Origin of the sequence: Sphingobacterium faecium (assembly GCF_003054045.1) — a bacterium.
In the GTDB taxonomy this organism is placed as follows: domain Bacteria; phylum Bacteroidota; class Bacteroidia; order Sphingobacteriales; family Sphingobacteriaceae; genus Sphingobacterium; species Sphingobacterium faecium.
Window position 1 is genome coordinate 878,176 of the sequence record NZ_QBKH01000001.1, and the last position, 13,176, is coordinate 891,351.

The 13,176-nt window shown below is 37.0% G+C and carries 11 protein-coding genes; 10 read left to right on the forward strand and 1 reads right to left on the reverse strand.

Translation table 11 applies throughout. The features are described 5' to 3' along the window. Nucleotides 1-27: 27 nt before the first annotated feature. Entirely contained in the window at nucleotides 28-504 is a 477-nt protein-coding gene (locus C8N37_RS03775; RefSeq protein ID WP_108157614.1) for a hypothetical protein, read from the reverse strand. 164 nt (nucleotides 505-668) lie between these two features. On the opposite strand from C8N37_RS03775, the gene C8N37_RS03780 reads away from it, so the two are divergent. From C8N37_RS03780 to C8N37_RS03825, 10 genes are all read left to right on the forward strand, one after another. After that, nucleotides 669-2,645: a tetratricopeptide repeat-containing sensor histidine kinase gene (locus C8N37_RS03780; protein WP_108157615.1), complete on the forward strand. Its 1,977-nt coding sequence runs from the start codon at nucleotides 669-671 to the stop codon at nucleotides 2,643-2,645. Next, nucleotides 2,638-3,270: a response regulator gene (locus C8N37_RS03785; RefSeq protein WP_108157616.1), complete on the forward strand. Its 633-nt coding sequence runs from the start codon at nucleotides 2,638-2,640 to the stop codon at nucleotides 3,268-3,270. Before C8N37_RS03780 ends, C8N37_RS03785 begins: the two co-directional genes overlap by 8 nt. A 187-nt stretch (nucleotides 3,271-3,457) precedes the next feature. After that, nucleotides 3,458-4,408 (forward strand): hypothetical protein, encoded by a 951-nt coding sequence (locus C8N37_RS03790; RefSeq protein ID WP_108157617.1) that lies wholly within the window; start codon nucleotides 3,458-3,460, stop codon nucleotides 4,406-4,408. A 309-nt stretch (nucleotides 4,409-4,717) separates the two neighbouring features. Then, nucleotides 4,718-5,473 (forward strand): nucleotidyltransferase domain-containing protein, encoded by a 756-nt coding sequence (locus C8N37_RS03795; RefSeq protein ID WP_108157618.1) that lies wholly within the window; start codon nucleotides 4,718-4,720, stop codon nucleotides 5,471-5,473. A gap of 1 nt (nucleotide 5,474) precedes the next feature. After that, on the forward strand, nucleotides 5,475-6,533 hold the full coding sequence (locus C8N37_RS03800; protein ID WP_108157619.1) for a DNA polymerase beta superfamily protein: 1,059 nt from the start codon (nucleotides 5,475-5,477) through the stop codon (nucleotides 6,531-6,533). 243 nt (nucleotides 6,534-6,776) lie between these two features. Further along, complete coding sequence (gene fsa, locus C8N37_RS03805; protein ID WP_108157620.1) at nucleotides 6,777-7,442, forward strand: fructose-6-phosphate aldolase; 666 nt, start codon at nucleotides 6,777-6,779, stop codon at nucleotides 7,440-7,442. A gap of 11 nt (nucleotides 7,443-7,453) precedes the next feature. After that, complete coding sequence (locus tag C8N37_RS03810; protein ID WP_045755330.1) at nucleotides 7,454-8,305, forward strand: transketolase; 852 nt, start codon at nucleotides 7,454-7,456, stop codon at nucleotides 8,303-8,305. Between the two features lie 101 nt (nucleotides 8,306-8,406). Then, on the forward strand, nucleotides 8,407-9,384 hold the full coding sequence (locus C8N37_RS03815; RefSeq protein WP_108157621.1) for a transketolase family protein: 978 nt from the start codon (nucleotides 8,407-8,409) through the stop codon (nucleotides 9,382-9,384). 266 nt (nucleotides 9,385-9,650) lie between these two features. Further along, on the forward strand, nucleotides 9,651-10,496 hold the full coding sequence (locus C8N37_RS03820; RefSeq protein WP_108157782.1) for an alpha/beta hydrolase: 846 nt from the start codon (nucleotides 9,651-9,653) through the stop codon (nucleotides 10,494-10,496). Nucleotides 10,497-10,632: 136 nt separating this feature from the next. Next, a complete protein-coding gene (locus tag C8N37_RS03825) occupies nucleotides 10,633-13,089 on the forward strand; it encodes a glycoside hydrolase family 95 protein (protein WP_108157622.1) in 2,457 nt (818 codons plus the stop codon). Nucleotides 13,090-13,176: the final 87 nt, after the last annotated feature.

Below are 13,176 nucleotides of genomic sequence, written 5' to 3' on the forward strand. Positions count from 1 at the left end.
AATATAGATTTTTAACAGTGATCTGTTTTAAAACGAATATTGTTTCGTTAAGTTAGCACCATCACCAGATAGGGTTGGATTTTCACTGACCTTAACGGTTCCGTCCACTTCAATTTTGTAGTTAACAGGTAGGTCTTCACCATAATTGATAATTTGTACACCACCAGAAAATGCCTGAATAGGCTGCGTTGTTTCAATAACGTAAGTTTTGGTTCCGCCAATGAAATCAGTCTTACTTAAACCTATCGCTGATTCTCCGGTTTTGACCACGCCGTTTACTTTCCATACATCATTTTTTCCAGCTGAAGTACCACCTGCAACAACTACCGATACATAATCGCGATCTTGATTTACGTTGCTTAATGTTACCGTAATTTTATAATTACTTCCTTTAGGTACAACTTCACTATTATCGTTGTCTTTGCTACAACTCGTAGTCAGTGATCCAAATGTGAGTAGGGATAAAACTCCTAAAAGGGCTATTTTAGCATTTACTTTTTTCATAACTGTATTTTTTTGTATTTTGTATGAACAAATTTCAACAGATTGCCCTATTGGAACAATCATCCTAAACCCTGATTTAATTTCTAATGGTTTACCATGATTTTTTCGGGAAATGAAAATAGCCTTCTTTTTATTTTGATATTTGTTATATAAATTGTAGATCGATGTTTAAGCATTTTTTTTTAGTATTCTTTTTTTTTATTTTCATCCTTATCAACAAAACCAAAGCACAGCAACTCATTCCTTTAGATGAAGAGCTGTACTTAAAACAAATAAACAACCTCATCAAGTCAGGTGATACGGATAGTATACGACTGAATAATTCTCTTTTGCTTTCCGAATATTGGGCTCCTATAGATAGTCTAAAAAGCAGGCAGTCGCTTGATGCTGTTTTGCATTCAAAAAGTAAACATGTATTGAGTAGCGGTCTTTTAAATTATTATCAAGCTGTTTTCTATACGAATCAGGGGGATAAAACACAAGCTAAAAATCGGTATGAAGAAGCTATCCGTATCTTGGAGAAAGAACCTCAAAATACAGAGATATTGATTAAATCTTGGTACAATTACGCTTACATTCAAGTGCCCGAAAAGGGATATGATTTTTTAGTAAAAACATTGACGGAGAAATGTATACCTCTAAGTGATAAAAGTGGAAATAAAGAACTTTTGGCTTATTGTTACACGCAGCTAGGGTTGACTTTTATGTCCGTTGGAGATTTTAATAAAGCCGACGAATATCATCAAAAAGCATTGGAAAAAATCCATCAGATTGTACCACAGAACACGGTTCACCTGCTTACTTACCTCAATATGGTAAGCAATTATTGCTACATGCCCGATAGTAAGACCGCGAAGCGCTACCTGGATAAAGCAACGCTACTGATCCAGCAATATCCAAATACGCAACATGCTGCCAATTATTACTATCAGGTGGCTATGTACTACACGACAACGCAGAATTTTGCACCAGCACTGGAAAATCTGGGTAAAGGAATTGCACTCGCAAAGCATAAAAAGCAACTCAAAATGTTGCAAATGTTAAATTTTCGGATGTATAATATTTACCTCATGCAAAAGGATTACAAAAAAGCGAAGGCTTTGATGGAAGGAATTTTGCAAGAAGGAATTTTGACAAAGGAAGGAATAAACCGCAAAATTGTTCTGACGCAATTGGCATCTGTAAACGAATTATTGGGTGATTATAAAGAAGCTTATCATTGGATGAAGGAATCCAGCGTATTGACTGATAGTATTCAGAAGCAGCAATTATTGGAAAAGATGAATGAGTATGAGATCTTGCATCAAACTTCAGTCAAACAACAAACGATCAACCGTTTGGAACAAGAAAAAAAGGAAAATCAACTTATTGCTCGTAATAAAAGCCTACGTACGACACTTTTAGGGATCGCACTTGGTTTAAGTTTGGTTATTGCCCTGCTGGCTTTTCTCAATTATACAAATCAACGAAAATTGAATAATCAAATCAGTTTGAGTCATCGGCAACAATTAATGCGTATCGAGGACGAAAGGAAATATGAGGCTACACAAGCTATTTTGAAGGGCGAAGAGCAGGAACGGCAGCGCATTGCTCAGGATCTTCATGATAGTATGGGGGGCATGCTGGCGAATATCAGAATGACGATTTCAAAAGACCTCGTCGGAAGTATAGATCAATCAAATGATATTATTCAAAAGTTGGATCGTTCTATTTCCGAAATGCGCAGAATTTCCAGAAATTTGATGCCTGAAACATTGAAAAATCTGGGATTGGAGATTGCACTAACAGAATTGTGTGAGTCGATGAGTCACAAGAATCTTCCTATTCAATTTGAAGCTTTTGATTTAACTGAAAATATTCCTTTTCAAACACAGTTGGCACTTTACCGTATTACCCAAGAAAGTATCAGTAATGCATTGAAATATGCTCAAGCAAGCAATATTATCGTGCAGATCAGTCAGCATAATAATCTGCTGCAGCTCACGATCGAAGATGATGGAATTGGATTTGATAAAAAAGAGATTACAGAAGGTTTAGGATTAAGAAATATTGAAAATCGTGTGCGATTAGTTAACGGAAGGGTTGATATCATTTCATCAAGAGGGGAAGGAACGACTATAAATATCGATTGTTATGTTTAATAAAAATACCCTAAATCTGGCCATCGTTGATGATCATCCTATGATTTTGGAAGGCTTGAAATCGCTCTTACAACAGGAGAAAAAATTTCAAATCTTTTCGTTTACAAAGGGCGCTGCTATCGTTGACTTTATTCAAGAGAATAAGGTGGATATTGTATTGTTGGATATTATTTTAAGTGATGGTAGTGGTCTTGATTTTTGTAAAATAATCAAACAGAGTTCGCCACATACTATTGTTTTGGGTATCAGCAATCAAGCAGAGCGCAGTATAATTTTTCGCTTTCTAGAAAATGGCGGAAATGGCTATATTTTAAAAAATGCGGATTCAGAAGAGATCCTTGCATGTATCGGAAAAGCATTGCATGGGGATTTGGCTTTAAGTAAAGAAGTGCAGCAGATTATGTTGCGTCCGACTAAAAATACGGTTGAAATCCCTAGATTGACCAAGCGGGAACAACAGCTTTTACAAGCTATTGCCAATGGGCATACCTCAGTAGTAATCGCTGAAAATCTGTTTATTTCAATTATCACGGTAGAGACACACCGTAGAAATTTATTGAAAAAATTTCAGGCGAAAAACATGATTGAATTGGTAAAGATCGCTACAGAAAACAAATTGATTTAGCAATATACAAGCTAGTATAATCATTTCAGCATCTTATTTTGATTATTTCTTGGATTAAATCTGCTCTTTAATTACGATCTATTGCGGTCAAGGAAGATGACTTGCTATAAAGCTTTGATTTATTCTATTTTTATTTAACTTTGACAATACTAGTAATCAATTTTAATAATCATAAGTTTCATCAGAAATGAATCAGATCTATATCAGTCGACTTTTAGCCCTATCTTTTATTTTATTTTTATTTGTTTCTTGTAAAAAATCTGAAGACAATCAGGAGCGTTTTAGTAATGGATTGTCCATTATCGTTCACGAAGGCCATGTTGCCATCAGTGGTTATCGATCTTTAGGGAGAGAACCAGGTACTTTTTACTGGTTGGATGGAGTGAAGACAAGTCAAACTAAGTTTGATCAACATCTTCCGAAAGGAACCTTATATCGCAAAGCGATTGATGATCAGGGTAAAATAAATTATGAATATAAAAATCAGATAGGGGGCAATGATTCCTATCAGCTGGATCAGGGCAGTTATCTGTTGGATACGGTCATGTACTATTATCAAAATAGTGTTCGGTTAAAAATGGAGAGTGACAGTGTGGGGGTATTGAGGACGATCGGGATCTATAAGGATAAACCTATTTTTGCAGGCATGTTTGGCAAAGTTTCAAAAGTTAGTGGAAGTGGTTCTTTAGCGATTAGCAAACCCTTCTTTTGGGACGGAGTGTCGGAACCTCTTGCATTGCCTCTACCGAATAAAGGAATCTTTAAAGAAGTCACCGCTATTTTTCAAAGTAATGAAAATACGGTTTATGTAGGGGGTAATTGTGGTTTTCCGGTTTATTGGAAAAATCAGGAACTGGTTATACTGGATGATCGCTATGGGGAAGTTTTGCAAATCACACAATCTAAAAATGATATTTATGCGGTCGGTTTGATTAATAAATATCAATCCAATAGTACACGACATACAGCCTGCTATTGGAAAAATGGTACTCTGTATGAACTGGAAGATAATGCGCAGGCTTCTGGAATTTATATTGATGGAGAAGACGTGTATGTAACAGGTTCTACTGGTGATGTTCCTGTCAATTATAAACCATGTTACTGGAAGAATGGTGTCCGTGTGGATTTGCCCATATAAAGAAGAAAAACTGATCCTCAATCCTTCTCAAAGACCCATAAAAAAAGATTACCTTTTTTTTCAAGAAGTGATTACATGCTTATGGGAGAGGTTAAGATATATAGGTATTGGATATGTTATCAGCACTACGCAATGAAACTGCGTAGTGTTTTTTTTTAGTTCAATGATGTATTTTTATGATTTTTTTATTTTGTTGATAGACAGTGGAATATTTTTAATTTTTCTATTGCGCAAATAGGTTGCTTCGGGTGGATCTCATCTTTGTCATGAGTTCCAAAGGAATGTTCCTTGGAGTAAAAGAAAATTAAAATGGATCATAAATATCTATGTGGAGTCATCCAAAAAATTGAAATCAAGGAAAATATTAAAATACTATATGCTTGTGAGTCTGGAAGCCGAGCTTGGGGATTTCCCTCTTTAGATAGTGATTATGATATTCGCTTTATCTACCAGAGAAAGCGCAAAGATTATTTATCAATATTCGGAAAACCTGAGGATATCAGTTATCCTATTGAGAATGATCTTGATGTTTATGGCTGGGATATCCGAAAGGTATTGAAACTCTTATCTAAAAGTAATTGTACATTATTTGAATGGCTTCAATCCCCTATTTGTTATGGTGATTTTATTACCTTCAAAAATGATTTTATGCCCTTATTGGATTGTGCTCCTAATCTTCGTGCACACATGTATCATTATTTAGGATTGTTTCAAGGTAAAATGGAGGGATTGGATCTTCCGACTGTAAGATTGAAATCTTTTTTTTATATGACTAGAAGTTTGCTATCTGCTCTATGGATCGCAACTTACCAATCCTATGCACCCATGGAGATGAAACACTTGATGATCTTGCTTCCCCCTGATTTAGTGAATAGGTTGGAATTGATGATCTTGCTCAAATCCTCAGTTCAGGAAGATTTTACTTTTGTTTTAGAAAAAGAATGGATCAGTTATATGAAAGAAACATTTTTCAAATTAAAGGAAACTGTTGCATTCATCCCCACAATGAAAATTCCGATAGAAACGATTGATTATTATTTCACACAGTTACTTGAAAAAGAATAAAATGACTATCCAAGATTTACATGACAAAAACCTCATTCTGTTTAAGGCAATTACAGGAAGCAAAGCGTATGGACTGCATACTGATACATCTGACATCGATATTAAGGGTATATTTTACTTACCAAAGGCTTATTTCTTTGGTCTGGATTATATACCCCAGATCAGTGACGAGACCCATGATGAAGTATATTATGAATTGGGTAGGTTTATTGAATTGCTTAGTAAAAATAATCCAGCAGCAATGGAATTATTAGCCAGTTCTGCTGATCATGTGCTGATTCGTCATCCACTAATGGAGGCATTTGATTTACAAAATCTCTTTAATAAAATGTTGGTTGACAGTTTCGTTCAATATGCATTGCAACAAGTAAAGAAAGCTAAGGGCTTGAACAAAAAGATCAATAGCCCACACTTGAACCAGCGAAAAAGTTTATTGGATTTTGTTTACGTTATGATAGGAAGTCGGAGTTACCCCTTATTGTCATGGCTACAGGAACGTGGTTTAAGTATTCATTATTGCGGATTGACGAAATTGGAGCATGCTAAAAATGTTTTTGCATTATATTATGATAAGAAAGAAGAAGGAAAATATCGAGGGATAATAGCGAAGCTCGATAGTCAAGAAGTGGCCTTAAGTTCTATTCCACTCGGGGAGGAGAGTCTAGCTTTACTTTTTGTCAATCATGAAGCATATTCTTCACATTGCAAAGATTTTATAGCTTATCAGGAATGGAAAAAGAAACGTAATGCAGCTCGATATGCAGGAACGGTGGAACATGGACAAGGATATGATGCTAAGAATATGATGCATACTATTCGTTTGATGGAAGTGGCGAAAGATCTACTAGTGCATGGAACCCTAATTATTAAAAGGTCTAATCGTCAAGAATTGCTCGATATAAAAAGTGGAAAATGGACTTACGAACAGCTTTGCTCTCAAGTTGAAGATATGCGAATCGAGATCAAGGAGCTGTATTCTAAAAGTTCTTTGCCTGATTCCTTGAACATTAAATCTTTATCTGATTTACTTGTCCAGATCCGTGAGGTATTATATGGATAAACCTGCTAATTCGGGTATATCCATATTTTTTTAAATCTCATTTAAAAATTTGACTCTAGTCATAAAGTAATTGATTAAGTGCTGTTTTAAAGGATTTGGGAGGATGTTTTAAACATTTTTACCCTTATTTTTAAGATCTGTTTCATTTTATGAGCACTTAATCATATAGTTTTGTTATACAATTAGAGATTTTTCAACTGCTAATTGTTGACCAAAAATAAACAACTAAACTTAAATTGATAAATGAAATTTTTTATTGACACAGCCAACTTGAAGGATATTCAAGAGGCCCAAGACTTCGGGGTGTTGGATGGTGTAACGACCAATCCTACATTAATGGCAAAAGAGGGGATTAGTGGAGATGACCATGTTAAGAAACATTACCTCGATATATGTGCTATCGTGGATGGGGATGTAAGTGCTGAGGTGATTGCTACTGACTATGCAGGTATGATCTACGAAGGGGAGGAGTTGGCTTCTTTAAATACTAAAATAGTGGTTAAAGTACCGATGACCAAAGATGGGATAAGGGCTATTAAATATTTCAGTAAAAAGGGTATAAAAACAAACTGTACATTAGTGTTTTCTGCAGGGCAAGCCTTGTTGGCAGCAAAGGCGGGTGCAACTTATGTGTCTCCATTTATTGGCCGCTTAGATGACATCTCTGTCGATGGCCTCGGTCTTATCAATGAAATTCGTGAAATATATGATAACTATGGATTTTCAACGCAAATATTAGCCGCTTCTGTTCGCAACAGTTCGCATATATTAGGCTGTGCTAAAATTGGTGCTGATGTCATTACATCTCCTTTGTCAGCGATTCTTTCTCTTTTAAAACATCCTTTAACGGACAGCGGACTTGCTCAATTCTTAGCTGATCATAAGCTTGTGGCTGATCAAAATAATTAATAGTTATGGAAATGAATAAAAAAAGTGTTTCCGAACTAGAAGAAATTGTTTCTCAGGTTCGAAGAGATATTGTTCGGATGGTTCACTCCTGTCAATCTGGACATCCTGGAGGATCTTTGGGTTGTACAGAGCTTTTGGTTGCTTTATATTTTGAAGTGATGAATAGGAAGGAGGGATTTGATCTCGATGGAAAAGGGGAAGATTTATTTTTCCTTTCTAATGGTCATATTTCACCTGTCTTCTATAGCGTATTGGCAAGAGCAGGTTATTTTGATGTAGCGGAGTTGGCATCGTTTCGTAAGATTGGATCCCGATTGCAAGGTCATCCCACTACCCATGAGGGATTGCCAGGTATTCGTATCGCATCAGGTTCCTTGGGACAAGGGTTGTCTGTATCGATTGGTGCAGCTCAAGCTAAGAAATTGAATCACGATAAAGGCTTGATTTATGTGCTGATGGGTGATGGCGAATTGCAAGAAGGTCAAGTATGGGAAGCTGCTATGTATGCCCCCCACAATAAAGTGGATAACCTTATCGCTATTATTGATTATAATGGGGCACAAATTGATGGAGCAACTCAAGATGTTTTGTCACTAGGAAATCTTTCCGCCAAGTGGTTGGCCTTTGGCTGGCATGTCATCGAAATAAAAAATGGAAATGATATTGCTTCTATACTGGAGGGGCTTTCCGAAGCAAAATCACAAGCTAATAAAGGTGTGCCTGTTATTATTTTATTGCATACCGAAATGGGGAATGGTGTCGATTTTATGATGGGTTCGCACAAATGGCATGGTGTAGCTCCAAATAACGATCAATTGGCTATCGCTTTAGCTCAGAATCAAGAAACATTAGGTGATTATTAATTATTATTAGTGTGTAAAGTATTGGTATTTAAAGTTTAGTGATGTTTTGCTTAAACCTAAATACCAATTAATCCATACGAACTATTCTATACTGGTAAAAAATGAAAAAATATACATATACAGAGTCTAAAGATACACGATCTGGTTTTGGAGCTGGTTTATTGGAAGCTGGACGAAAAGATCCAAATGTCGTTGCGCTTTGTGCTGATCTGATCGGGTCATTAAAAATGAATGATTTCATTAAAGAATTTCCTGAAAGATTCTTTCAGATCGGTATTGCTGAGGCCAATATGATGGGGATCGCTGCAGGGTTAACGATCGGAAATAAGATTCCGTTTACGGGAACTTTTGCGAACTTCTCAACGGGAAGAGTTTATGATCAAATCCGTCAATCCATAGCCTATTCTGATAAAAATGTTAAGATCGCGGCATCACATGCAGGCTTGACGCTTGGCGAAGATGGTGCTACACACCAAATTTTGGAAGATATCGGATTGATGAAGATGTTACCGGGCATGACGGTGATTAACCCTTGTGATTATAACCAAACGAAGGCAGCTACAATTGCCGCTGCGAAGTATTACGGACCTGTTTATCTTCGCTTTGGAAGACCAGTAGTCCCTGTTTTTACGCCAGAAGATCAAGAATTTGAGATCGGTAAGGCAGTTATGCTTAATGAGGGTAAAGATGTAACCATCATTGCAACTGGACATCTGGTATGGGAAGCAATTCAAGCTGGTGAGGAACTTGAAAAAATAGGTATAGATGCAGAAATTATTAATATTCACACGATTAAACCATTGGATGAAGAGGCTATTTTAACTTCAATTAAAAAAACAGGATGTGTTGTTACAGCTGAGGAACATAATCGCTTAGGAGGTTTGGGAGATAGTATCGCACAATTACTGGCAAAAAAACAGCCTAGTCCTCAAGAGTATGTTGCTGTAGATGATAGCTTTGGTGAATCGGGAACTCCTGCTCAATTGATGGAAAAATACGGTTTAAATGCAGCTAGTATTGTATTAGCGACTAAAAAAGTGCTTTCTAGAAAAGTATATCAAGATGCAACAGTAGCCTAAAATAACCACTTATATTTCCTTAACATTTATTTGAAAAGGAAATTATTTGCATAATTAATGAAAATAATTTTAGCTAAATAAAACCAATATTATTAAATTACAATATATATATCTGTTTTACTATTTGATTTATGATTTTTTGGAATGCATAAATGCAGCAAGTATCGTCAAGATAGGATCTTTGGAAGCGTGCTTCTCTAAAATTTAAACCGAATAAAAGTCTATTGAAATTAAATAGTCAAAACCTAATTATAAACTACATGATCATGAAGAACGTATGGATTATACTACTTTTAGTTCTATCAATTTCCTTAGTGAGCGCGCAACAGAAGCATGCTCCTGCAGGATTTGATTTATATCAATCGGATATTTCACATGGTAAGATCGATACGATTTTTTATTTTTCATCAACTGTAGAGGCGGAACGAAGTGCTTTAGTATATCTGCCACCGGGTTTTTCTCCGAAAAAATCTTATCCCGTACTTTATCTTTTACATGGAATCGGAGGTGATGAATATGAATGGTTGAAAAATGGTACACCTCAAATCATCTTGGACAATCTGTATGCCCAAGGTAAATTAGAACCCATGTTAGTGGTATTGCCAAATGGCCGTGCGATGAAAGATGATCGTGCAAGCGGCAACATCATGGCTGCTGATAAAATTGAAGCTTTTGCTACATTTCAACGGGATTTATTAAAGGACTTGATTCCATATGTTGAAAAAAATTATCCTGCAAAGCCTGGTCAAATCAATCGTGCGCTGTTTGGATTATCTATGGGGGGAGGACAGGCTTTAAATTTTGGACTTGGGAACCTGGATACATTCGCTTGGGTAGGTGGTTTTTCTTCAGCACCAAATACACGTATGCCGGAGGAACTTATTCCTAATCCACAGGAAGTTAAGGATAAACTCCAGTTACTTTGGATTTCATGTGGAGATCAAGATGGTTTAATTCAAATCACCAACAGAACGCATGATTATTTGGAAAAGCACCAGGTACCTCATGTGTTTTACATCGAACCTGGAGGCCATGATTTTAATGTCTGGAAGAATGATCTGTATCTGGTTTCGCAATTATTGTTTAAAGATAGTGATCAAGATCATCAATAATTCTTTCAAACTACTTTAAATGGCGGACATCAATATCGTTGATGAGTCTCCCAGCGATAATTGGGATGATGGATAGGAAATAAGTTTAATACATTGGATGAAATATGGGTAAATCCGATGTAGTCAAAATAAAATTATGAGATTAATATTAGCTGTTTTTTTAAACGTGATTTTTATAGGGATTATATCCGTGTTTAATTGTATGTTATTTGCTCAAAACAAGAATGCTCTTAAATTATGGTATGATAAACCGGTGTTAGATCATATTTGGGAGCAGGCGTTGCCTATAGGGAATGGTCGCTTGGGTGCTATGGTTTATGGTATTCCGCAACGGGAAGAATTACAGCTAAATGAAGAAACGATTTATGCAGGAGGACCTTATCGAAATGATAATCATCATGCTTTGGCGACACTTCCTGAAGTTCGACAATTAATCTTTGATGGAAAACCTGAAAAAGCGGATCAATTATTAAATCAATCATTTTTTACCAAAACCCATGGCATGCCCTATCAAACTGGGGGCAGTGTCATTTTAAATTTTCCGGACCACAAAGAATATCAAAATTATTACCGTGAATTGGATATTGAAAGCGCTGTTGCACGATCTCGTTATACGGTAGGTAACGTGACATACACCCGTCAGGTGTTTTCGTCATTTGCGGATGATGTGATTATGATGCAGATTACAGCAAGTAAAAAGGGGGCGCTTAATTTTGAGATGGAATATGCAAACCATTCCGATCATCAAGTTTTCAAATCAGGTGAAAGTTTAATTTTGGAAGGTAGAGGATCAACGCATGAGGGGATTAAAGGTCAAATTATCTATCAAGAGCAGACGGCTGTAAAAAATAAAGATGGTATACTCGCCGTAACAAATAATAAAATAACTGTATCGGGTGCAACTTCTGTCGTGCTGTATATTTCGATTGCTACAAATTTTGTGAATTACAAAACAGTCGATAACGATCACGCAAGCAGAGCTGCACGTAAATTGTCATCAGCACAAAAAAAGAGCTTTCAAGAAGCACTTAAGCAGCATATAGCAATTTATAATAAACAATTTGCACGATTCAAATTAGATCTTGGTCAAAAAGCTGATGTTAACAACATGACTATCACGGAGCGGATTGACAATTTCAAGACCACGCAAGATCCATCTTTGGTGGCCTTATTGGTTCAATTTGGACGTTATTTATTGATCTGTTCTTCGCAACCGGGTGGCCAGCCGGCAAATTTGCAAGGCATTTGGAATAGATCGATGAATCCACCTTGGGACAGCAAATATACGGTCAATATTAATACCGAAATGAATTATTGGCCTGCCGAAGTAACGAATCTTTCTGAAACAAATGAGCCTTTGTTTCAGATGATTAAAGAGTTGAGTGAAAGTGGTCGTGAAACTGCTCGCATATTGTATGGTGCTGATGGTTGGGTGACGCATCACAATACAGATCTATGGCGCGTAACAAGCCCAATTGATTTTGCGGCAGCGGGTATGTGGCTGACCGGAGGGACATGGCTAACGCAGCATGTATGGGAACATTATCTATACACGGGTGATAAAAAATTCTTAGCGGAGCTATATCCAGTGATGAAAGGGGCTTCGGACTTTATTTTGTCCATATTAATTGCTCATCCAAAACATCCGGATTGGCTTGTTATTTCTCCATCTATATCCCCGGAGCACGGACCTATTTCTGCTGGAGTGACCATGGACAATCAACTGGCATTTGACATCCTGACGCGTACTGCCTTGGCGAGTGAAATTTTAGGCCAGGATCCGGATTATCAGACTAAATTGGTTTCTATTGCGCGACAAATACCTCCTATGCAAGTCGGAAGATATACGCAATTGCAAGAATGGTTAGAAGATCTTGATGATCCGAAAAGTGACCATCGGCATGTATCACATTTGTATGGATTGTATCCTGGCCATCAAATATCTCCATACCGCACAGCGGAGTTGTTTGAGGCTGCAAGAAATTCATTGCAGTACAGAGGGGATTTTGCAACGGGATGGTCTATCGGTTGGAAAATAAATCTTTGGGCACGTTTGCTTGATGGAAATAAGGCGTATCAGATCATTGACAATATGTTGACTTTAGCTGATAAAATGAATCCAGAGGGACGTACGTATCCCAATATGTTTACCGCACATCCTCCATTTCAGATTGATGGTAATTTTGGTCTGAGCGCTGGAGTAGCCGAAATGCTGATGCAAAGTCATGATGGAGCTGTTCATGTATTGCCCGCTTTACCCGATTTATGGGGGGAAGGGTCTGTGGCGGGTATGGTGGCAAGAGGTGGCTTTCATGTTGATATGAACTGGAAAGATGGGAGCATTGAGAACATGACAGTTACGTCCAAAATTGGCGGTAATTTACGCGTGCGATCGTATTGGCCACTGGCCGCAAAAGGCTTAAAGGAAGCAATGGGTGAAAATCCAAATGTATTGTTAAATCCTGTCACGGTAAAAGAGGCACTGGTATCGGCACAGGCCAATTTGAAGGGTAACCATTTGAGAAAAGTATATGAATATGATATTCCCACTCAGGCGGGCGAAAAATATGTTTTTGTACATGATCAGCAATAATGAGTAAAAAAATTAATTAAGGAGATCAAGACGACTTTGGTCGCTGGTGGTTGATATAAATGTAAACGATAAATCATAAGGAAGATA